Source organism: Enterococcus sp. LJL90 (assembly GCF_056924355.1).
In genome coordinates this window covers 110763-133708 of sequence record NZ_JBXPBQ010000005.1, presented here as the reverse complement: position 1 = coordinate 133708, position 22946 = coordinate 110763, and the positions used below count along the sequence as shown (strand labels likewise).

The 22946-nt window shown below is 39.0% G+C and carries 23 protein-coding genes; 7 read left to right on the top strand and 16 right to left on the bottom strand.

Annotation, left to right across the window (positions count from 1 at the left end; translation table 11 throughout):
- The first annotated feature begins 83 nt into the window (after positions 1 to 83).
- The 5 genes from AC1Z3S_RS12495 (at position 84) to AC1Z3S_RS12475 (ending at position 4673) form a co-directional block, all read left to right on the top strand.
- Positions 84 to 971: a VOC family protein gene (locus AC1Z3S_RS12495; RefSeq protein WP_461740639.1), complete on the top strand. Its 888-nt coding sequence runs from the start codon at positions 84 to 86 to the stop codon at positions 969 to 971.
- A 195-nt stretch (positions 972 to 1166) separates the two neighbouring features.
- Entirely contained in the window at positions 1167 to 2447 is a 1281-nt protein-coding gene (locus tag AC1Z3S_RS12490; RefSeq protein WP_461740638.1) for a betaine/proline/choline family ABC transporter ATP-binding protein, read from the top strand.
- A 3-nt stretch (positions 2448 to 2450) separates the two neighbouring features.
- Positions 2451 to 3092 (top strand): ABC transporter permease, encoded by a 642-nt coding sequence (locus AC1Z3S_RS12485; RefSeq protein ID WP_461738183.1) that lies wholly within the window; start codon positions 2451 to 2453, stop codon positions 3090 to 3092.
- Positions 3089 to 4009, top strand: a complete 921-nt coding sequence (locus AC1Z3S_RS12480) for an osmoprotectant ABC transporter substrate-binding protein (RefSeq protein ID WP_461740637.1) — start codon at positions 3089 to 3091, stop codon at positions 4007 to 4009. The genes AC1Z3S_RS12485 and AC1Z3S_RS12480 overlap by 4 nt, the downstream gene beginning before the upstream one ends.
- A gap of 1 nt (position 4010) precedes the next feature.
- Positions 4011 to 4673, top strand: coding sequence for an ABC transporter permease (locus tag AC1Z3S_RS12475; protein WP_322597308.1), 663 nt, complete (start codon positions 4011 to 4013; stop codon positions 4671 to 4673).
- A gap of 32 nt (positions 4674 to 4705) precedes the next feature.
- Here the strand turns inward: AC1Z3S_RS12475 and AC1Z3S_RS12470 are convergent, their stop codons facing one another.
- Entirely contained in the window at positions 4706 to 5584 is an 879-nt protein-coding gene (locus tag AC1Z3S_RS12470; protein WP_461740636.1) for a Cof-type HAD-IIB family hydrolase, read from the bottom strand.
- A 122-nt stretch (positions 5585 to 5706) separates the two neighbouring features.
- Between AC1Z3S_RS12470 and AC1Z3S_RS12465 the strand changes: the two genes are divergently transcribed.
- The gene (locus AC1Z3S_RS12465) at positions 5707 to 6135 is read left to right on the top strand and encodes a helix-turn-helix domain-containing protein (RefSeq protein WP_461740635.1); all 429 of its coding nucleotides are present in this window, start codon (positions 5707 to 5709) and stop codon (positions 6133 to 6135) included.
- Positions 6136 to 6485: 350 nt separating this feature from the next.
- On the opposite strand, the gene AC1Z3S_RS12460 is transcribed toward AC1Z3S_RS12465, so the two are convergent.
- The 14 genes from AC1Z3S_RS12460 to arfA form a co-directional block, all read right to left on the bottom strand.
- Positions 6486 to 6680 (bottom strand): helix-turn-helix transcriptional regulator, encoded by a 195-nt coding sequence (locus AC1Z3S_RS12460; protein WP_461740634.1) that lies wholly within the window; start codon positions 6678 to 6680, stop codon positions 6486 to 6488.
- Position 6681: 1 nt separating this feature from the next.
- Positions 6682 to 6993 carry a hypothetical protein gene (locus tag AC1Z3S_RS12455; RefSeq protein ID WP_461740633.1) on the bottom strand — a complete coding sequence of 104 codons (312 nt, stop codon included), beginning with the start codon at positions 6991 to 6993 and terminating at the stop codon, positions 6682 to 6684.
- Between the two features lie 256 nt (positions 6994 to 7249).
- A complete protein-coding gene (locus tag AC1Z3S_RS12450) occupies positions 7250 to 8041 on the bottom strand; it encodes a Cof-type HAD-IIB family hydrolase (protein WP_461740632.1) in 792 nt (263 codons plus the stop codon).
- Positions 8038 to 8502 (bottom strand): heme-binding protein, encoded by a 465-nt coding sequence (locus AC1Z3S_RS12445; protein ID WP_461740631.1) that lies wholly within the window; start codon positions 8500 to 8502, stop codon positions 8038 to 8040. Before AC1Z3S_RS12445 ends, AC1Z3S_RS12450 begins: the two co-directional genes overlap by 4 nt.
- Positions 8483 to 9823, bottom strand: coding sequence for a PTS sugar transporter subunit IIC (locus AC1Z3S_RS12440; RefSeq protein ID WP_461740630.1), 1341 nt, complete (start codon positions 9821 to 9823; stop codon positions 8483 to 8485). The genes AC1Z3S_RS12445 and AC1Z3S_RS12440 overlap by 20 nt, the downstream gene beginning before the upstream one ends.
- 171 nt (positions 9824 to 9994) lie before the next feature.
- Positions 9995 to 11011: an oxidoreductase gene (locus AC1Z3S_RS12435; RefSeq protein WP_461740629.1), complete on the bottom strand. Its 1017-nt coding sequence runs from the start codon at positions 11009 to 11011 to the stop codon at positions 9995 to 9997.
- A 382-nt stretch (positions 11012 to 11393) separates the two neighbouring features.
- Positions 11394 to 12371, bottom strand: a complete 978-nt coding sequence (locus AC1Z3S_RS12430) for a Gfo/Idh/MocA family protein (protein ID WP_461740628.1) — start codon at positions 12369 to 12371, stop codon at positions 11394 to 11396.
- A 285-nt stretch (positions 12372 to 12656) separates the two neighbouring features.
- Positions 12657 to 13526 carry a MurR/RpiR family transcriptional regulator gene (locus tag AC1Z3S_RS12425; protein ID WP_461740627.1) on the bottom strand — a complete coding sequence of 290 codons (870 nt, stop codon included), beginning with the start codon at positions 13524 to 13526 and terminating at the stop codon, positions 12657 to 12659.
- Between the two features lie 259 nt (positions 13527 to 13785).
- The gene (locus tag AC1Z3S_RS12420; protein WP_461740626.1) at positions 13786 to 14097 is read right to left on the bottom strand and encodes a DUF3221 domain-containing protein; all 312 of its coding nucleotides are present in this window, start codon (positions 14095 to 14097) and stop codon (positions 13786 to 13788) included.
- A 62-nt stretch (positions 14098 to 14159) separates the two neighbouring features.
- A complete protein-coding gene (locus tag AC1Z3S_RS12415) occupies positions 14160 to 14618 on the bottom strand; it encodes an AraC family transcriptional regulator (RefSeq protein ID WP_461740625.1) in 459 nt (152 codons plus the stop codon).
- Positions 14619 to 14912: 294 nt separating this feature from the next.
- Entirely contained in the window at positions 14913 to 15761 is an 849-nt protein-coding gene (locus AC1Z3S_RS12410) for a carbohydrate ABC transporter permease (protein WP_461740624.1), read from the bottom strand.
- Between the two features lie 16 nt (positions 15762 to 15777).
- On the bottom strand, positions 15778 to 16686 hold the full coding sequence (locus tag AC1Z3S_RS12405) for a carbohydrate ABC transporter permease (protein ID WP_461740623.1): 909 nt from the start codon (positions 16684 to 16686) through the stop codon (positions 15778 to 15780).
- A gap of 90 nt (positions 16687 to 16776) precedes the next feature.
- On the bottom strand, positions 16777 to 18048 hold the full coding sequence (locus tag AC1Z3S_RS12400; RefSeq protein WP_461740622.1) for an ABC transporter substrate-binding protein: 1272 nt from the start codon (positions 18046 to 18048) through the stop codon (positions 16777 to 16779).
- 1 nt (position 18049) lies between these two features.
- Positions 18050 to 19573, bottom strand: a complete 1524-nt coding sequence (arfA, locus tag AC1Z3S_RS12395) for an arabinosylfuranosidase ArfA (protein ID WP_461740621.1) — start codon at positions 19571 to 19573, stop codon at positions 18050 to 18052.
- A gap of 130 nt (positions 19574 to 19703) precedes the next feature.
- Between arfA and AC1Z3S_RS12390 the strand changes: the two genes are divergently transcribed.
- Positions 19704 to 20573 (top strand): helix-turn-helix transcriptional regulator, encoded by an 870-nt coding sequence (locus AC1Z3S_RS12390; RefSeq protein ID WP_461740620.1) that lies wholly within the window; start codon positions 19704 to 19706, stop codon positions 20571 to 20573.
- Between the two features lie 23 nt (positions 20574 to 20596).
- Here AC1Z3S_RS12390 and AC1Z3S_RS12385 read toward each other — a convergent pair whose 3' ends face one another.
- Positions 20597 to 22921, bottom strand: coding sequence for a hypothetical protein (locus AC1Z3S_RS12385; RefSeq protein WP_461740619.1), 2325 nt, complete (start codon positions 22919 to 22921; stop codon positions 20597 to 20599).
- Positions 22922 to 22946: the final 25 nt, after the last annotated feature.

The window sequence follows — 22946 nt, the reverse complement described above, 5'->3', positions numbered from 1 at the left end:
GCGAACGACAGATTATTTGCTTTCTATTTAAAAGGCTTCTATACTTACTATTAATAAGAAAGAAAACAAGCGGAGGGATTTCCATGGCAACTTTTCATCACGTTTCATTATTAACTAGACATGCACAGGAAAATCTAGATTTTTACACCAAAGTTTTAGGTTTGCGCTTTGTCAAAAATACTGTCAATCAAGAAAATCATAAAATGCTCCATTACTATTACGGAGATTATAGCGGAGCCCCTGGGACTGTCGTGACTTTTTTTGTCGTGCCGCTTTTGGCACAGCGGCACGATGAAGATCATTTCTTGGGAACGATTGGTTTGAAAATTCCTAGCGGCAGCTTGGCTTTTTGGCAAGAGCGCTTGACTGCTTTAGACATTCCTTTTGAACAATCTGGAGCGAGCTTAGCCTTTAAAGATAGAGACGATGTTCAACTGTATTTAGAAGAGGTTGCAGCAGCCCCATTAGCTGCCAGCCAAGTCGTCAAAAATGATATTCCCGCTGATAAACAAATTATCGGTCTGCGCTCCACTGAATTTCACGTCAAGGAACCGGCTAAGACCAGTGATTTCTTTGAAAAATTGTTAGGCTGGCCAACAGTTAACGGGCGAATTCAGTTGAATCAAACGGATTTTGTTGAAATTATTCAAACGGATTCTGACAAAAAAGCCCGCATGGGTCGCGGCAGTATGGACCACGTCGCTTTTGCGGTGAAGGATGATGCCGCCTTAGAAGCTTTGTATCAAAAAGCGCAAGAACAAGCTTGGGAAATTGAAGAGCTTGTTTCCCGGGGCTACTTCAAGAGTCTTTATATTCGTGAACCCGGTGGCAATCGCGTCGAATTTGCCACGATGCAGCCTGGCTTTACGATTGATGAACCGTTGGAAACCTTAGGTGAAAGTTTTGCTCTGCCTCCATTTTTACAAGGGCAGCGGGAAGAAATTGAAGCCCATATTTACAAAGACATGTAAATAATTTTAGACTCGCTGAAATTCTTATTTTTAGCTAGCTATACTACTAAGAACCTTGTCCGATGGCAAGGTTCTTGTTTTTTTGTAAACGTTCCTTTTTTTCAAAAATATTTACAAAAAATGCAAATAATTTGAATTCTTCGCCATTTTTTATCATACTAGTAAGTGAGACCGTTTAAAAAAAATGAAAATGAGGTGGATTTTTTGATCGAATTTGAGCATGTATCAAAAATTTACAAGGGAAATAAAGTGGCTGTTGAAGATTTCAATTTATCAATTGCAGATGGTGAGTTTATTTGTTTTATCGGTACCAGTGGGAGCGGGAAAACGACTTCCATGCGGATGATCAATCGGATGGAAACACCAACTAAAGGAACCATTACTATTGACGGTCAGGATATTACTAAAATCAATGCGGTGGAACTGCGCCGTAAAATCGGCTATGTGATTCAAAATATCGGCTTGATGCCCCATATGACCATTCGTGAAAATATTACTTTGGTGCAGCGTCTGTTGAAAGTTCCGGTTACCGAACGTAATTCGACGGCTGAAAAAATGATTGATTTAGTCGAGCTGCCTAGAGAAATGCTCGACCGTTACCCAAATGAGCTCTCCGGCGGGCAGCAACAACGGATTGGTGTCGTGCGGGCTTTGGCGGCCAATCAAGATATTATTTTAATGGATGAACCCTTTGGCGCATTGGACCCTATCACGCGGGAGTCGCTACAGGATTTGGTCAAGGATTTGCAGGAACGTTTAGGCAAAACGATTGTCTTTGTAACCCATGATATGGATGAAGCGCTGAAATTAGCCAGTCGAATTGTGATTATGAGCTACGGAAAAATTGTCCAGGTAGATACGCCATCAAATATTTTACAAAATCCTGCCAATGAATTTGTCGAAGAATTAATCGGTGAAGATCGCTTGCTGCAAGCCAAACCGGATACGACAACGGTTGGTGAAGTTGCCTTGAGTACGGCAATTACCATCACTCCGGAAAAATCCCTTCAGGCTGCTATCAAACTGATGCGGGAAAAACGGGTTGATACGCTGTTAGTAGTCGACGATGAAAATGTGCTAAAAGGCTTTATAGACGTACAAACGATTCAGCGACGCCGAGGTCGAGCTACCAGTGTTGGCGACATTTTAAATAAAGATGTCTTCTATGTGAAGAGCACTTCTTTTTTACGAAATACTTTGCAGCGGATTTTAAAACGGGGACTGAAATATGTGCCGGTTGTCGATGAAAAAAATCGCATTATGGGTATGCTGACCAGAGCTTCGCTAGTGGATATCGTCTACGATGTTATCTGGGGTGAAGAGGAATCAATCAGTGAGGCCATCGAGTCAGTCTCCGGTGACGAAGCCGGAATTGAAATTCCAGCGGCCCCCACTGATGAAGTAGTTGTAGAAGCTATTACGATTCCGGCAACAGCTGAAGCGAAAGAAACGATACCTTCAGAGGAGGGCAAATAAATTATGCAAGCCTTCTTTCAAGAATACGGCCAAGAAATAATTAATAAAACGATTGAACATATTTATATTTCAGCTTTGGCTTTAGGCTTAGGAATTATCATTGCGGTTCCGGTCGGCATTTTGCTGACGAGAACACCGAAAGCCGCCAGCATCGTTATCGGCTTCACTAGTGCTCTGCAAACTGTACCTTCTTTAGCGTTGTTAGCTTTAATGGTACCTTTTCTTGGCGTTGGTGTGTTGCCCGCAGTAATTGCTTTGTTCATTTATTCGTTGCTGCCGATTTTGCGAAACACTTACATCGGTATGAAAAATGTTGATGCCAACTATCGTGATGTTGCTCGTGGCATGGGCATGACTCAGCTGCAATCAATTGTCAGCGTGGAAATTCCGATTGCCATTCCGACCATTATGGCGGGGATTCGGCTGGCAGCAGTCTATGTTATCGCTTGGGCAACCCTCGCTTCTTACATCGGTGCCGGTGGTCTCGGGGATTTAATTTTCAGCGGGCTGAATAATTATCAGCCGCCATTAATTTTTGCCGGTACTATTCCGGTAACCATTCTAGCTTTGTTAGCAGATTGGCTTTTAGGTTTGCTGGAGAAAAAATTGACACCAATTGCCTTAAGAGGAGGAGAAGAAGCATGAGAATTAAAAAAATGTTAGCTGGCACTTTAGCTGCGGCAACTTTATTCCTCAGCGGCTGTTCTTTCCCAGGCTTGGCCAGCTCTGATGACACAACTATCGGGATTACCGGCGGGGTCACATCAGAAGCGCAGATTTTAGCCAGCATTGTCGCAGGTATGGTCGAACATTACACAGATAAAGATACAACGATTATTAATAATTTAGCCACCACCACCATTAACCATCAAGCGATGCTCAATGGTGACGCCTCAATTTCCGCTGCCCGTTATACTGGGACTGACTTGACGACAACTTTAGGTCTGGAGCCGGAAAGTGATCCGGAAATTGCGTTAGCAACAGTCAAAAAAGAATTCGAAGAACGTTTCCACCAAACTTACTTTGATTCTTATGGCTTTGATAACACCTATGTTTTCTTAGTTACCAAAGAAACCGCTGAAGAATATAATTTGAAAACAGTCAGCGACTTACAAAATGTCGCCGGCGAACTAGTAGCCGGTGTTGATACCGCCTGGATTACCAGAGAAGGTGACGGCTATGATGGCTTCCAAGAGGCCTATGGGTTTTCCTTTTCAAATATTTTGCCGATGCAGATTGGTTTAGTTTATGATGCCGTTTCAAATGGCAAAATGGATATTGTGTTGGGGTACTCAACTGACGGTCGGATTGCCAGCTATGATTTAGTAGCGCTAGAGGATGATTTGAATTTCTTCCCCGCCTACGACGCAGCTCCAATTGTCGCTGATCAGACTTTAGAGGACACTCCGGGTCTGCGGGAGGCCATTGAAAAATTGGCCGGCACCATCACCACTGAGAAAATGCAGGAATTAAATTTCGAAGCCGATAATAATTTGGTGGAGCCTAGCATGGTGGCTGAACAATTTTTACAGGAAAATAATTATTTTGAGGAGGACCAGTAATATGCAGGATATGAATTTATTACAACAATTCATCTACTATTTCCAAGAGAATGGCGCCTATGTCTTCTCACAATTTCTGCGTCACTTTCTCATTTCCATTTATGGAGTAATTTTTGCCGCAATCGTGGCCATTCCGCTGGGCATTTTTATTTCCCGCCGAATGAAACTAGCCAATTGGGTGATTCGCTTAGCTAATATTATTCAAACGATTCCCTCTCTAGCGATGGTTTCGATTTTAATGATTGGCATGGGGCTGGGGGTTAATGTGGTAATTTTCACGGTCTTCCTCTATTCACTTTTGCCAATTATCAAAAATACTTACACCGGTATGATTCAAGTCGATAAAAATATTTTAGACGTTGGAAAAGGCATGGGAATGACCAACTGGCAACGCCTCTTCATGGTAGAATTGCCATTAGCGGTTTCCGTTATTATGGCGGGGATTCGAAACGCCCTAGTAGTTGCCATTGGGATTACCGCAATTGGTGCCTTCGTTGGTGCTGGTGGTCTCGGGGATATTATTATTCGCGGAACCAATGCCACTGACGGCGCAGCGATTATTTTAGCTGGTGCCTTGCCAACTGCCTTGATGGCCATAATTACCGACTGGGTATTAGGTATCGTCGAACGCCGTTTAGATCCGGCGAGCGGACGAGGCCGGTAAGAAAAATAATTTTTTAGCAGCGACTAGCGGGGCTAGTCGCTGTTTTTGATTATAAATGAAAGCATCCCTCTATCTACCTTAGTAATAACTTTATCCGCAACCGAGACTAATTGGCTATTCTTATCCCCAACCGCAATCCCATATCCGCAATATCGTAGCATCTCGATATCATTTCCACCGTCACCAACTGCAATACATTCGGACGGTAAAATATCATAATAGTTTAATGCCTGCTCAATGCCAGTCACTTTTGTCACAGATTTAGTTAAGACGCTGACAATCTGTGGGTGCCAACGAGAAAAAATTAATTCCGGGAAGTTTTCTTTAAGTTGGCTATCATGATTGGCTTTTATAAATGCACACATCAAGAAAATCGCTTCCTTTTGCTTCAGATTAAAGGTAGCTAAGTCATTTGCATCAAGCGCCATGGCTTCTTTTAATCCAGTTTGGATGTCTTCGTTTTGAATGCCGTTTGAAAATAATTCTTCAGCATAAAAAGTTGCTGGAATCTGCTTTTGCCGAGTAAATTCAAAAAAATCCACAAGTATCTGAGGGGGCATTTTTTCGCAAAAAATTGTTTGCGTTTCAGTTTTGACTAATGCCCCGTTAGCACTAATAAGACAATCAATCAGCTTTTCCTTTAGTAAATACTCGCAATGATTATGAGGACGTCCAGTAGCTAAAAATACTCGGATGTTCTGTTGGTGAATTTCACGAAGGGTTTCTTCAATCTCTTTTGTAATTCTTGGCTCGTTGTAATTTTTGAGTGTTCCATCATAATCAAAAATGATGGTTTTTACCTTTTTGATGTCAACCACAACCTTTACAATTTTCCCCAGTATAGCAAGTTTGGAATTATTCGTAAAATTGTTCTGGAAGATATTTTTTTCAATTATTTTGCGTTGAGCCAACAATAAACTCTCACATTTTTTATGTTAAAGTTCCTTTACATTGCCGTTATAATAGCATTTGTAAAGTCTCTTTGATAGAATAAGTCTAGCGTATCGACTAAATTGATGACAAGGAGACAGACATGAATATCGGAGAATCCATTAAGTATTATCGCAATCAATCCACTTTAACTCAGGAGGATTTAGCCGAAAAAGTTCATGTATCTAGACAGACCATCTCAAGCTGGGAAAATTCCAAAAGTTTGCCGGATATTACTAGTCTAGTTATGTTGAGCGATTTATTTCAGGTCTCTTTAGACGAATTAATAAAAGGAGATACCACCATGATTAAAAAGTTAGAAGTCAAACAAGAAAAGGCAACCTACACAAAACAATACCGAATTAGTTACGCCCTCAATGCATTAATGGCGCTACTCGCAGTGCTATTGTACCTGACCAATTATGATGTTTGGTACGTCTATGCGTTGCTAGCCCTCGTTATTCTGGGGAACGTTGTCATTATGTTTATTGAGTATGATAAATATAAAGAAAAAGTCCATCGGGTGAAATAAAAATATTGTCGTCTAAAATACCAGTACACCAAAAAACCGACGGGAGGAATCCTGTCGGTTTTTTTGGTGTTTTAGTTTTGGCTGTGGTTTTATTTTATACCAGCAATCGCTTGCCTATAGAACAATTAAACCAAATAGAAAAATTAGTAGCACAATCACCGCCACAAGCAATGGCTTGTTTTCTGATTTCAATAACTGAAAGAGCGTACGATTGTCATTGGTTGCCGCTACTCGTTTAGCAAAATACATGAGTGTCAAAAAATTCAAGATGATTCCGATAGTTACTAAAGAAAACGCCGGAGCAGATAATTCACCAAAGAATTTCTGAGTGCTAATTATTAACAGAAAAACTAATCCCCATAATTAAACAACTCATCCACCGTCACCGCCAATTCCTTCGCCAGACTAAAAGCAAGAGAAAGAGTAGGATCGTATTTATTATTTTCAATAGCATTGATTGTTTGTCGGGAGACTTTGCATTTTTTGGCCAAGTCCTCTTGGGATAATTTTAGCTGTGTTCGTTTGCTTTTAATGATATTTTCCATCTCAATCACCTAATTTTTTCTGATTGTATTTCAGTGAGATAAAATAAACGATTGCTGTGATTGTCAATAACGAAAACGGACTAATGCCATCATTCAAGACGCTGTTAGACAAATCAAGTGCCGACTCTGCAATTTTTGATATGCATTCTAAAATAAGCACACCCACCATCACACTAAACGCATAGGTGCTGGCTTTCCAGACAATCATCTGTCGTCTTTCGTCACCTTTTTTAAAAATCGAAACGACCACACCTAAATCTAACACTAATAAAATAAATCCTAAAATCCATAACGCAAGATAACCTTTATTCATCTAAACCCCTCTTTCCTAATGTAAAAACCTTTTGACATTTTCATTATAGCAAACTCTTTATTTATGTCAAAAGTTTTTTACATTTTTTAATTGGACTTAAAATTTTTTCTCTAAACTTGGATAAATCCTACAACAGTTCATTTCCGCTTAAAATTTGTTGTTCCTTGAATGCTATAGAAAAATAAAAAAAACCTTTATTAGCTAACTTAAAAAGTTACTTAATAAAGGCTGTTCGAAATTAATTTTCACTTCAAATTCAACTAATCAACCCCAGCTCCTGACAAGCATAATAGATACCATCATCCCAAACAGCTTTGGTAACAAAAGCTGCTTTGTCTTTCAAGGGCTGAATGGCGTTGCCCATCGCAACAGGGGTGCCGACAGCATCAAACATTTCTAAATCATTTTCTTCGTCGCCAAAGGCAACAGCTTGGTCAGCAGTCAGCCCAAGTTTTTCTAATAAAACTTTGATGCCGGCTGCTTTTGAAACACCTTCTGGAAAAATATCCAGCGAGTTTGGCGCCGTCTTAACGACCTTCAAATCTTTTAGCCAGCCGGTCACAACACTTTTGTCTTCGGCTGTAACTAAAATTTGAAAGACATTTTGGGGAATCTCTCCGACCGCTAACTGATTGACTGAAATTCCACGATCCATCAGTGGCTGCACTAGCTGCGGGACAAAGATTCCCTTTTGTGTATCATAGAAAACAGCTAGGTTGCGGGCTTCAATCTCTGGAACAATTTTTTTCATGATGTCTGGTTCAATAAATCTTTGATAAATCGCTTGACCTTCATGAATAATTTCTTGTCCATTAGAAGTGATCACGGTTTCAATGCCCAAAGAATCTGCTAAGGCTTTGACTACGCCAGACCAGCGGCCGGTGGCAATCACCGGAATAATTCCTTTTTCTTTCAGTTTTTGAATAGCTAAGCGGGTTGAATCAGGAATCCCGTCTGTGATGTTCATCGTCATTTGACGGGGGTTGATGAGTGTACCATCGATATCGAAAAACGCAATGGCAACATTTGGTGTGCTGATAAGGCTCACCCTTTCTGCAATAGTTTTGTTAAAGCAGCAATAATCAACTCGTGATCAGCCAAATGATCCAAACCAGAAACACAGATGGCACCTTTTAGCTGATTGTTTTGAAAAATTGGAAAACCACCGCCGCAAATTGCATACTCATCCGTTTTTTCCCATTCCACAAAAGTTGGATTGACCGCTTTCATATAGAAAGTATATAGGGAACTATGACCACTGTCCATCACTGTTTTAGTTTTGCGGGCCAGCCACGGACTCTCTTTGCGGCCGACCATCAAATAATGCAGCACAACCTTATCTTCAAAGTAAATTTGAATGCCAACGCTCGATAAATTCTGAGCGCTAACAGAATTTTTAATTTCTTCAGCGATTTTAAAAGCAATCTCACTGTCAAAAGTTTCAAATTGCAATTTCTGTTCTAATTGCAATAATTTTTCTAACTCGACATTATCCTTCTGTAATAACATTGGCAGCTTCCTGTTCTTTAGCTAATTGTTCTTCTTTTTCCCGAGCTTGTTCATTTGTATAAGCTAAATTATCTGCAGTTTTAAAGAATGGTAGATAAATCAGCAGTGAAATCCCGATCTGCACGATATTTAACAAGGCTCCGCGCCAGCCACAGGTGAGAAATCCAGCAAGAATCGGCGGTGTCGTCCAAGGGATATTGACGCCATTGGTATAAGGTACGAGCCCACTACTCATGGCAAAGTACGCGACAATTGCCATCACAATTGGTGTGATGATAAAAGGAATAATCATAATCGGGTTCAAGACAATCGGAATCCCGAAAATAATTGTTTCGTTGATTGTAAAGATTTCTGGAATGATTGACAGCTTCCCAATTGCTTTAAACTGTTTAGAACGGGAAAAGAAGAATAACAGAATCACTAAACCAAAGGTCGCACCGGAACCACCGATTTTAATAAAGTTTTGGTAAAATTGGTAGTTGATGATGTTAGGAACGTCAACGCCTGCTTGGACTGCTGTAAGATTTTCAGCTGTTAAAGAAAGCCAAATCGGTTGCATTACGGAACCAACTACATTCGCCCCATGAATCCCGAAGGACCAGAGCACACCCTCAATTAACAATACTAAAATCGTTGCTGGCAAAGTATTTCCTAGAGAGGTTAATGGTGTTTGCAAATTATCAAAAATGAAATTTTGCACATTGCCATAGGCTGTTGCTTCAAAACCAATTCTAACGAAATTAAAGACAACAATAATTAATAAGATCGGAACTAAAGTTGAAAAGGAATTGGCAACATTGGCGGGAACAGAATCTGGCATTTTAATTTTCCAGCCTTTTTTATCAGCAAAGTGCATAAGTTCAACGGCGAAAATTGCGACTAATATACCAACAAACAAACCAGATGCACCTAAGTTTGATAAGGGAATTCCCACACCTAAGCTGTCATCTGCGAAACCATACATCGGTGTCACTACGAAAAAGGCAGCTAGGCCGGCAAAGATGCCCCCCATGCGGTCCAAGTTGTAACGACGAGACAAGTCATTGGCTACCCCGATAACCACATAGACTGTCATCATACTCATTGAAATATCATTGGGCATATTGAAAATATTTTGCCAGGTATCACCAAAGGTATTTACCATAAAATCTGTGTAAGGTTGGATTGGTAAATTGGCGAACAACACGAAAAACGAGCCGACAATCAACAATGGCATCGCTGCCATAAACGCATTTTTGACAGCCGATAAGTAGCGATTGGCATCTAGCTTAATCGCAATCGGTGTCATTTTCTCCTCAAAAACTGACATTAGTTTGTTCATTTATTTTCCCTCCTGTGACTCTATCGAATAAATCTTTGCAGATAATTCCAATAATTATGGCTAGCCTTCCCCGTTGGAGTCTGTATGAAACGATTAAAACTTCTTTGCTGCTATCAACAGTTTTTCCGTATCACAAGACTCCGCTAGGCAAAAGCCGTCAGCTAAATTACCTTAGCTGCGCATTTGATTAATGCCTTCTTCAAGAATTTCAATTTGACGAATCGTTTCTTCGTCTTTGACAATTTTATCTGCACCGTTAATCAACGTTTCGTATACGCCTTGATAAACGCGACTGTAATCACCAACTTCAGAGACAACTTTTTCTTCATGGTAATTGCCATTTTCATCCATATAAGTCAAAGTGCCATAATGCTGCGGCAAATCGATTCCAAAATCTGCATTGGTCGGCATATAAAATTTCTTCAAGTCTTCCTCTTGACGGTCTTTGGTTTCTTTGACAAAGACTCCTTTTTTACCATAAACAACAAAGCTTGGGCGTTCCTTCAAGCGGAAGTAACTGGATTTCACTGAAACCTTCATGGTGCCGTAATATAAATCCAAATCAAAATAATCATTCATCCGATTTGGTCCTAATAATTGGCGGACATCATAGTGAACATCATCAGGATCACCGAAAAATGAAATCACTTGGTCCAATGTATGGCAGCCATGGCCGTATAAATAGCTGTTAATTCGCGAAAATTCGTGGATGCTTTCAGGAATTTCTGGACGATAGTAGTCGTAATGCATTTCGACTTCTAAAATATCCCCCAGCTTGCCACTTTGAATGACTTTCTGAACGGTTAAAAAGTCAGAATCAAACCGACGATTTTGATAACATTGAACGAATAAACCTTTTTCTTTCGCTAATGCAAATAATTCCTTGGCTTCCGCTGATGTTTCACTGAAGGGTTTTTCAACTAAGACATTTTTACCGGCTTCCAAAAATTTTTTCGCCAATGGATAATGCTGATCACTTGGCGTACAAATGACTACCAATTGAATGTCTGGGTCGGTTAAAACTTCTGTAATATCCGTGGTGTAATGGATTCCCGCAATTTTTTCCCAAGCTAAGTTATCCTTTGGTGAATAGATGGTTTTGACTTTGATATTTTCTTTCTTTAAAGAAAATGGCAGATGATAGCGATTGGTACTTTTGCCGTTGCCGATGTATGCAATTGTTAACATATTTTTTTCCTGCTTTCTTAATTAATTTTTTGATGATTCCTGTAAGCAATTGTCTGTCGACATTTGCTAAATAGTTGAAGTAATGTTGCTAAATTTAAGAGATTAGATTTCCAGCACCTCTTAACTGGCTTCAGTATATAAGATATTTTTTGATAAATATCAGCTGCTTGTATAATTGGTCACAATGTTCAAAAATTTTCAAGATTGGCTAGTTCAACGAGTCCTTTTTTAAACATCATGTTCAAAGCGTTTTCAAAAAATCCAATGGCTCTTTAACTATCAAGAATGGATTGCTTTTAGTTCTGTTTAGCCAGTTCCACAATATGAAACTGGCTAATTCCTTGAAGAAAAAGACTTGGATTGAAGCAGCTGCTTTAGCTCATTATCCTAAAGTAATTCCGGCATCCGCCAAGGCAGCTTCGACTACTTCCATCACGATTTCACTGTGGCTCATCATCGTGGCGGCTTGCGCCAAATCCTTGTCGGCAATCATTTTGGCAAAGGTTTTGAATTCTTCATACATGCGATGGGGATAAACTTTTTGGTCCATTTCCTCAGCTTCAGTGCCGTTCATCTCAACTGCATAGCTGTCCACCACATTTGTCGGGCCATTGACAATCAGCGAGCCTTTCGTTCCTTGAATCGTTGAACGAATTTTGGCAGTGGAATCCTTAGCCCCGATACAAACAACTTTTGTCTGTTGATAATCCAGAACCAGCATGCCAGAAGTATCGATGTCTTTTTCCAAATTCGCAAAATAGTTGACAGCACTTGGCCGACCTAATACACCAACGACAAAATGAATATTGTAAATATTGATGTCCATCAAGGCACCGCCGCCCATTTTCGGATTAAAGGCGGGCAAAATTGTACCGGCTTTAAAGGCATCATAGCGGGAAGAATATTGGGAGTAGTTGCATTCGATTAACTTCAAGTCACCTAAAGTTGCAGTCGCTTCTTTAATGCCCCGATAATTTGCTAAGTACTGATTGGTAATCGCTTCGACTAAAATTAAATCAGCGGCTTGCGCCAAATTTTTCAACTCAATTAATTCAGCCAGCTTTAAAGTAAATGGTTTTTCGCAGACGACATGCTTGCCGTGTTCCAACGCTTTTTTAGCAAAAGCGTAATGGAGATGATTCGGCACCGCCACATACACCGTGTCAATATCCGCTTCTTTTAAACAAGTTTCATAATCGGTGAATACTTCTTTGATGTTGTATTGCTCCTGCAGCGCCTGCATATTTTCCAAATCGGCGTCGACACCGACGATGGCCTGTAGTTCAATTTCCGGCAAATCCTTGGTAATGGTCAGAAAATCTTTGACAATCATGCCGGCACCCGTAATAGCTAATTTCATTTGCGTTCCTCTTTTCTAGTTGTTAAGCCAACTATAAGAGATTCTTCCAGTGAAAAAAGCAAATCCCGCAAAACTGGTCAAAATGTTCAACTATTTTCAAAAAAGGCTGTTAGAAGCCTACCAGAGAGTAAACATCATGTTCAACAAAAACTCTGCTTTTTAAAGCAAACAAATAAGACTATGACAAAAATTGTCATAGCCTCATGCATTATCTACTATTTAAAACTGTCTTAATCTGAAATCATCTGCCAGATGATAAAAAGTTTCCAATAAAAAAATCGTTTGTTAATCCAACTGATCTTCAAAAAAATTCTCGTCTAGAACCCGTTCTTTGTTTTTTAAATCAACTAAGTGGGTCGTGTAATCTTTGGAATACACGACAGAAAACAAGGTATCCAGTACGTATTCAAAGGAAATTTGCGAAGCAAAGGTCCCCACTTTGACATTTTCCAACTCGCCAGCCGGCACCTCAATACACAATTGGCTAAATTGGGCCAACGTCGATTCCCGATTGCTGGTCAACAAAACTGTTTTAACTTTCTTGCGATTCAGATATTGGATAAATTTGCGATAACTGCGGGACTCGCCGCTATAGCTGATAAAAATCGCCAAGTCCGCCTGCGTCACATTCATGGCACTCCATTCAGACTCGCCGTATTCATCCGCCACAATCAGATAGCGATTGATTTTATTGAATTTATTTTGAAAACTGCGGGCGCGAATCTGAGAATCACCGGTACCGAAGAGAAATACCCGCTGTGAACTCAGCAAAAGCTGCGCTACCTCATCTAACACTTGATTATCCAAGCCGCTGAAGGTTTTGCGAATCGATTCGATGCATAAATCCGCCACCTGCTTGGCAATTTTAGCCGCATTATCTGAAGGTCGAAATGGAAAATTCGGGTCCACCTGACTCGTGATATGACGGCTCTCTTGGAAAGCCTTCGCCAATGCAATTTTAAATTCACGATAGCCGGCAAAGCCTAATTTCTTGGCCAAACGCACCACCGCCGAATGGGAAGAGTAAGCCTTTTTCGCCAAATCTGAAATATTCATCTCAGCCATTTCCTCTTGATGAGCCAAAATATACTCCGCCAAACGCTTCTCCGTATCAGTAAAATCTTTTTTTGCTGTCAGCTGCTCTAGCACATTCACAAAAATCACCTCCCCTTCTTTTTAGCAGAAGTTGTCTGTAAAGGCAATAGCTGAGCTCTGCCAGTTAGGGCCAACTTGTTTTACATATATTTTCTTGGACTGCGTATATACGATTCTCTGTATAGAGCGAAAAAATTCGAAAAACTGTCAAAAAGTTAAACACCTATTTTCTAAAAAGCTTCTGCTAAAAACTCAAACTGCTATTTGAAATTTTTTTAGTTGGCAACTTTATTGCTAAAACTAATTTATCCCAAAAAAATCAAGTAATTTTTTCCACCTTAATAACTGTCGCTTGAGCCGGAAAACTCGTCGCTATCGGCCCTTTTATCCAGATTTTGACCTGATCGCCAGCTTGAAAATCCTCAGCATCCTCCCAACTAAAGGATAAGTCACCAGTAGCCGTTTCTCCACCAAGCTCAATCCACTCCTCTGTTAAAAGCAAAAGCGAATTTTCTGAAACATTGACAATTGTGCCAGTTGTCGTTGAAACATCACGACCTTGCCACCAAAAGATTATGCCAATTACTAGAACAATCCCAATAATTACTCCGCCTATGATTTTTTTCTTCATCTTCCCCCACTTCCCTTCTCTTGCAAACTAATTTTCAATTCGACAGAAGTCATTTTCATTGCTTAAACAAGCGGCAACAAAAATTCAGATGGCTGTTTGTCACTGATTCCTGCTTTATAGCGTTCAATCAATGGCAGCTCTTTAGTCTGCAAATGATTTTCTTCAATTATTTGCGGCAGCTGAGCCCAAAACTCTTGAATCGCCTCCTGTGTATGGCTGACTTCAAAGACCGCATATTTACCACCTGCAAAATCAGCTACCTGCACCGGCAATTCTGGATAAAAATCCTCTCTGATTTTTATCAACAAATCAAAACGACAGTTTTCCGGTGCGGTGATTGCCGGATTATCGCGGGCAATTGCCAAAATGCCCATTTTTCCAACCTGATGCTCCAAATGGTTTTCAGCAATCCAGGTTTTAAACTGCGCCATCAATTCAAAATTTTCCCGACTGCCATAAGGTCCAATATTTCTTAAATAAGCAACTTTTGTTGGTGCTAAAATTTCTACGTGATACTTCATTAAAATCACTCCTAAACTTATTAGGAGGATTGGCCAATCACTTCCTAAATTCAGCTTATCATGATATAAAATGAAATTCAGCATGAGTTTTAAAAAAGTTGGGAAAAGATTTTGATAGCATCTATTTTGCTAAAAGGCTCGCTCTTAACAGCATTTCATACGGCCAATCTAACAACTATGAATTTTTACCAATCTTTACAAAAAAACTGTAACACAAGTGCTCTGTTGCTGGATATTAACTGTCATTACAACACCTAACATTCAGTTTAACGAGCTCCTTGTATTACAGTTCATTTAATCTTTCATACCAGAAGTTTTTATACCTGCAACTAAATACTTAGAGGCAAACATATATAAAATCATTGGTGGAATCGCCATAATCATTGCAAAGGCCATCTGTAAATTCCATGCAGTTTGGTTTTGGCCACCCTCTAATTTAAAGGCGGTCAACGCCCCTAAAGTCAACGGTTTCAAGTTTTCTGAATCGATAAAAATCAAAGGTTGGAAAATTTCATTCCACCAAAAGACTGATGACAGTACACCCACCGTGATAAAAATTGGCTTAGCCAGAGGGACAATAACTTTAGTAAAAACTTGAAGCTTAGTACAGCCATCTAACATGGCTGACTCATCAATGCTTTTTGGAATCGTCTTAAAAAACTGTCTAAATAAGAAAACATTGTATGGATAGGCAAAGAAACTGGGAACAATCATTGGTAGGAAGCTGTCTAACCAGCCTAAATTCCTAAACAAAATAAACTGTGGAATAACCAATGTCACAGTTGGCACCATCATGGTCGCTAAAATCAATCCGAAAATTGCTCCTCGTCCTTTGAATTCCATTCTAGCTAAAGGATAGGCCACAATTGAACTTGATAACAGTGTCCCCACCGTATTACCAATTAATAAAATGACCGAATTTTTCAAGTATGTTAATGCATCGCTCTTCTCTAAAACTTCCAGATAGTTTTGCCATTGTGGCTGACTAGGAAATATTTTGGGTGGAAATTCACTAATGCCATTAAGTGTTTTCAATGAGTTGGAAAAAATCCAGAAGATTGGAAAAAACATTAATAGTGCAAAAAATATCAAAACTGCATATTGTAAAACCTTAACTCCAGTCGAAGAATACCCCTTCTTCATCGTCCACTTCCCCCAATCATCCGTAATTGACTTTGTCATCTGACAATTTAAACTGCACAATTGAAACTAGAGCAACAATAATAAACATGATAAAAGCTAATGTTGAAGCCATTCCCATATCAAATTGACGGAAAGCTTTCTCATAAATTTGCAAGCTCAATACTTTCGTCGCATTCCCTGGTCCGCCACCTGTCAACGGATAAAGGAGTGTAAATGCTCCATTAAAAGAATTGACCGTTGCTACAACAATATTGAATAATAAGATTGGTGAGATAGAAGGTAGGGTGACGTTTCTAAACCGTTGCCAAGCATTAGCACCATCCAAGTCCGCTGCTTCATATAGTTCCACAGGCACTTCCTTCAAACTAGAATTAAAAATCAACATCATTTGTCCAGTTGAAAAAGTAAAAATACTTGCTATACCGACAACTACCCAAATCAAATTGGCACTTCCAAGCCAGTTGGGAGCTGTAATCCCAACATTTTGTAAGAAGTAATTCACAATTCCCAATTGATTATTGAACATTAAAATAAAACAGCTTGTCATAACGACAGACGGCATAACTGCTGGTACGAAATAGAAAAATTGGAAAACACCAATGAATTTAACTTTAAAATTTAAGAGCACTGCCAAAAAAAGTGATGCCCCCACTGTCACCAAAACATTTAAAATGGTAAACAGAAAAGTGATTTTTAGAGTTTCTAAAAAATCAGAATTGCCACTGAATAATTGCTTGTAATTCTCAAACCCGACAAAGCGAGGATCGCCTAAAAGATTCCATTTTGTCAGACTTAACACAAAGGACATGAGGATTGGACTGCCTGTGAAAAATATAAAGCCGATAATCCACGGTGATAAAAAGCCATAGGCAGTTAGAGTGTCCTTCAATTTTTGTCTTGATTTTTTCTTTTCTCTAATTTCCATACCTGTTCCTCTTTTCTTGAAAACAATCCAGCTGCAATTTCCAATGCAAACTTTATCTTTAGGGGAGAAATTGCAGCTGCATCATTACAATCACTGATTATCTAAAATTTCTTGATTAGCTTGTGGAATATATTTATCAAAAATTTCATCCATATCCGTTGTACCTAATAAATAAGCATCAAATTGGTTTACCAAATTGGTAGTTGTACCAGCGTTTACTAGCACATAGCCAAACTCTCCTTCTTCACCTGACCGATCAATTGCATCCCAATTAGTTGGTCCATTTGTTCCAGCATTTTTATATGCTCCTTGGGCTGCGATTGATTTCAAGGCAGAAGGATTGTTACCCCATTGAGAATTCAAAGTTTGTCCTTCTTCACTCATCATAAATTCAATAAATTTCCAAGCTTCATCCTTATGTTCGCTTGCAGCATTGATTGTATAAAATCCTGTATGCAAGGAATTGTATGCCCGCTCACCTTTTGGTAAAGTCTCAATATCCCAATTAAACTCAACATCTTTATACTGTCCAGACATCCAACTACCAGCACGAGTCATTGCTGCTTGACCAGAAGCAAATAAATCGGCAACAGAGTCACCTGCTGAAGGCTCTGGTGAAACTTTCAAATCATTGGTTAATGTATTTTGATACTCTAAAGCTGCTTCTAACCCATTACCCAAAGAAAGCTCACCATCTTTTACAATATCATCACCGCCCTGTCCAGCTAACGACCACCATAAGCCACGGAATGTTAATGCATCGGCTCCCCATTGAGTCGTATTATTTCCGTCTGTGATTGTCAATTTTTGAGCAGCCTCTTCAAAATCTGTCCAAGTCCAATCAGCTGTTGGATAGTCAACCCCCGCAGCATCAAACATATCTTTATTATAAAATAGAATTTCGGAAGCATAACACCAAGGTAGCCCATAGCTACCACCAATTTCTTGATTTAGCTTGTCTACAGCGGGTATAAAATCTGTCGTGTCAATTTCAGTTGATTCACTAAGATAGTCTTCTAGTGAAATCACTGAGCCAGACTCAGCAAATTTTGGCAGGTCTGTTTCAAATGCGAGAATAACATCTGGCGCAGTGCCGCCTACCAACATTTGATTCACTTTTTGCGAGTAATCAGAGTCAGGTGTCTGAACGATTTCAACTTCGATATCAGGATATTTTTCATTGAAGGCATCTACGATATTTTGCGGAAATTTATCCCATAGTGAAAACCGAATCTTTACCTTATCACCGTCAGAGCCGGAACTAGATTCTGAATCACCTGCAGTAGAATTATTTCCACAACCAGCTAACAACACAGCACTTGATAAAACAACTAAAGCTCCCGTCAAAATCTTCTTTAACATATTACTTCCCCTCTTTCTCAATTTTTACCTCTGTTTTTATACGAATCATATTCCATGAAAGGGGTGCTAGTTCAACAACTAGTTTTCCACCTTCAAAAAATAATGAATCCACTTTTTTGGGTGATACTTTTGCTGAATCTTTGGTATTCGCTTCTTTAATTCCAAAACCGGACAAAGTTTGATGTTCGATAACGTTTTCAATTTCGTAATCCCCAAAATCGATTGTTGTTATTAACGGTTCTTCCAGAGAACGATTCACTGCAAAAACAATCAGTTCATTTTTGGCGGTATTATCCACGACCACACTTTCTAAATAGGGAACATCTGTGAAATCACGACTGTCATATTTTTCAGAATAAAAAGAAGAAAACAGGACGTCTCCATGACCAAATTCAGCGACCTGCTGAAATGGATAAAAAATTGTCTGTCGCCAAGCCAGTCCATTATCTTCGGTCATAATTGGGGCAATAACATTTACTAATTGAGCCAAACATGCAATCTTTACTCGGTCGCAATGCTTCAACAAAGTTATCAAAAGACAGCCAACAACTAAGGCGTCTTCAAAGTTATATTGATCTTCTAAAATTGGACGACCTTTCTGCCACTTTTCAACTTGAGTATCGCTTTCCAATGTGTGATACCAAATATTCCATTCATCAAAAGCCAAATTTATTGTTTTTTTACTTCTTTTCTTTGCTTTGATTGAATCGCAAATTGCAACCACTCCATTAATAAAACGATCCATATCCAATGATTTAGCCAGATAATTGGGCAAGTCATTTTCTTCATTACCGTAATACATGTGTAGCGACAAATAATCAATCTGGTCGTACGTATGATCTAAAACGGTTTGTTCCCACGAACCAAATGTCGGCATCGTGCTAATTGAGCTACCACATGCTACTAGCTCAATACTTTCATCCACTAATTTCATGACTTTTGCAGTTTCACTTGCTAAGCGTCCGTATTCTTCGGCCGTTTTGGCACCAATCCGCCAAGGGCCATCCATCTCATTGCCTAAACTCCATAACTTAATGTCAAATGGTTTTTCAGCACCATTTCCTCGCCGAAGATCACTCCAATAAGTTCCCTTTGGAAAATTACAGTACTCAACCAAATTTCTTGCTGCATCAATTCCTCTTGTCCCTAAATTGACGCCCATGTTTACTTTCGCCTCAACATCGTTAGCCCAATGCATAAATTCATGGAGTCCTACTTCATTTGTTTCTAATGCTTGCCAAGCAAGATCTAATCGTGTTGGTCGTTCTGAAATCGGACCAATTCCGTCTTCCCAATTATATCCTGAAAGGAAATTTCCTCCTGGGTAACGAATCAGAGGAACCTTCAATTCTCTAACTAAAGCTTTCACATCATTTCGAAAACCATAACTATCTGACATAGAGTGCTTAGGTTCATAAATCCCTCCGTAAACTGCTCGTCCCATTTGTTCAATAAAAGATCCGTAAAGTCTAGGATCAACAGAACCAATTTTATTTCCTTTATTTATAGTGATTCTAGCTTTCATTTCTCCCTCCCGGATATTATTTGACATTGTTTTTGTCCTTATCTTTGTGTATATTATATTATGAAATCGCTTTTATGAATTATAGAAATCCAACTACAATTTATATTATTTGACACTAAGGAGTTTTAAGATGAATCAAGAAGCAGTATTATCTATAGTTGTTCCCCCCTTTCCAACTTTTGTTGAGGGAAATTTCACTTCATATTTAAAAGATCAAAAGCATCCTAACAGAAGTGGTCTACCTTATTTTGATTTGCTTTTTGTCATCAAGGGCTGCCTATACCTAACGGAAGAAGATCGAGAGTATGAAGTTCGAGCAGATGAGATGCTAATTTTAAATCCGCTACAACACCATTTCGCTACCAAAGCTTGCACCAGTGAGACAGATTTTTTTTGGTTACACTTTTCTTATGAAGGAAACTGGCAGATGGCTAAGCAACCCCTTGTATTATCTTCAAATATTCACATGCCTGACCTTCATTATCATAATGAAGACTACACACTGCATCTCAACAAATTTCAAAAATTAGCCGATCCAAAATTTGTGTACGCTTTACTTGATCGCCTACTTTTAGGAACAACTGGTGAAAAAAAATCGATTGTCTTTTGGGATAACCAAAAACGTTTTACACAACTATTAAAAACTCTAGAAGAACAAAGCTATGCTAAGACTGGTGTGATTGAGTTAGCTGAAAATGTCGAGCTGTATCTTAAACAAAATTTCACAAAAAATATTACGAATAAGCAGTTGGCTAAAGCTTTCCATTTCCATGAAAATTACATCATCCGTTGTGTGAAGCAAGTGTTTCATCTGACTCCTTTAGAGTATCTAGCAAATTATCGTTTAGAAAAAGCAGCCGGCTTTTTAATTAAAACCAACCAATCAATCGCAGAGATCGCTTTTAATTGCGGTTTTCAAAGCAGCAATTATTTTTCTCTTTGCTTCAAAAAAAAATTCAATATTTCACCGATGGGCTACCGCAAAGCACACTCCGGCTAACCATCTTTCAAACGCCTAGCAACTCAATCTTGTCGCACCTTTTGGATTATCGCGAGTGGTAAACATTTCGTTGTAAAAATTTTAAAGTCATCATCCAATAAAATGTAAATCTGCCGTGGGAATGGGGCATCATTAATAATGCATTCCTCCCCTTCAACAAATTCAAAGTGACAATTGACTAGGCGCAAATAATTATCTGCATCAAAGTATCCATAAGCATCTTGACCAAAGCAATCTAAATAAGCGACTAATTCTTCCCCCATATCCCAATCGCCAGTCGCTACATCGTCTGAAAAAATCTCTGAGAAAATACCACCATCCTTGGCAAATACTTCTTGGCCAAATCGTTTATGTGCCAAATCTGGTCGATTTATATGAGGATTAACACAGGAAAAAGTTGAAGCTGCTTCGCCCTTTTTTAGTTCGTTCGTTGCCGTCGCATGAGTATCATAGCAATATAACACCCCGCTAAAAGCACGATAGCTAGCTTCTAAGTAACGTGGGTCTTTCGTGCCATGGAAAACATCTAGCGCTGCTGCTGCACTAATCCCTCCCCATAATGAATGAATCATGTAGGACAAAGCTTCCCACCAGCGGTCTGGATTTTGCATCCTAAAGTCATTGGAAAAACCAATATTAGCTAACAATAGATCACTATATATATAACTTGCCTTATCATAGCCAGCGTTTACTAAAGATGCTGCTGCAGGTCCAAAGCCGGCGTTATCAAAATAATGTTCAGTTTTAGCCGCAGAGAAGCTTTGTTTCTCCTCTAGTATTTTAAAGAGATTATTTTCCCATAAGCGATTCAACTTGGAATATGCGGTTGGCTCTTTTTTTTCTAAAGCTGACAATAAATCGTCAATATACAGGAAAAACACCCCAAGCATTTCTGATTCCTCTTTTTCCCGAAATCCCACATGCGTTTCAGGGTTAATTCGAACTTCGACAACTTGAGCTGCCCATTTCAAATAAGTATCTGGTTTTTCATAAGTTAGATACTCCTCAGGAAATTGAGAAAGCAAATATAACAGATGTCCTAAATATTCAAAATCCATCACTCTATAAAAATCACCATAGACCTGTCTGGGTTGATAAAAGTCATTGTCTTTAAACCATTTAGGCAATACGTATGTTTGCAAGCTTCCTTCGACTTTCTCTATTTGATTTCGGTTCACATCCCCCAGCAAATTTTTCTTCAAAATTAAACTCATTTTCCCTAAAGATTCACCTTGATTGGAAAAAGGTTTAAAGGCTCCGCTCTCTTCATCATAAGAAACTTCGCAAAGATAAGTCACCCGTTCTTCAATCATTTGTTTTAAGTCCCCTAAAACATTAATAATTAGTGTGTCTTGTTTACCATTTTCAAAAAAGATAGTGATCTTATGTTCCCCTGCATAATTCAAGTGAATCTTATATAAACTTCTTCCTGTTTTCTCAAAAAGTTTTTTCTGTTTTTCACCTTTTTCCATCCATTCGATTGTAGCTCTTTCAATTTTGACTAAACCAGAATAATCAAAACTAAAATCCTGATTTTTTAAAGTACTGGCTGCGTATTTGTAGCGAGGCTGTCCTAATTGTTCAGCAGTTTGATAGAAATCTTCTTGATTTTGAACTTCCTTCAAACAAAAGCTCCATTCGTGACTGCCAGCAACAGGGATAGTAATTTGCTCAAAAGGATATAACCAACTTTCAGTGTCTCTCATTGACTCACCGGCCAAAATAAAATTATGGTAAATCACTCCATCTAAAGAAGGTGAGACCGCTTTAAAAAACTGGTTTGAAAAATCACAGTATGAGCCTACTGAAAAAGTCTGGCCACTTAGCTGATACAGACCTAAACTCGCTAGCTGAGTTGTACGTCGCATGATAGCTGCTTTGAAAAAATCTTTTGAAATCGATGGAAAAAACGCAGCCGAATGAAATATGTTTTTTTCAACATTGATATCTCTAAACATAGCGTATGCAAAAGAAGCCCAAAGAATAAAATTTTGAATTTTTATTGGAAGCCCATGTTTATTTTCAACTTGAATTTTCCAAACCAATTGATCAGTTACAGTTAAATCATAGCTGACTAACACCTCAATGAGATCAAATTCATAGCGTAGACTACAGCAATTTCCCTTCTTAATCACTGAAGGAGAATTGTTATAACTCTTAAACCAACGATTCTCGACTTCTATTTCAAAATTGCCGAATAGTTTATCCACTGAGTTATATTGGACGCTTTGTAAATACACATCGCTGATTACCCAATTCATCCGGCGAGGATCATCTAAGAGGTACAGTTCTTTCACATTCCCTGTATCTGAAATATTAATAGAAAAAACACCATTTTTTAGAATCATAGCAAGTCACTCCTGCACGTTTTAT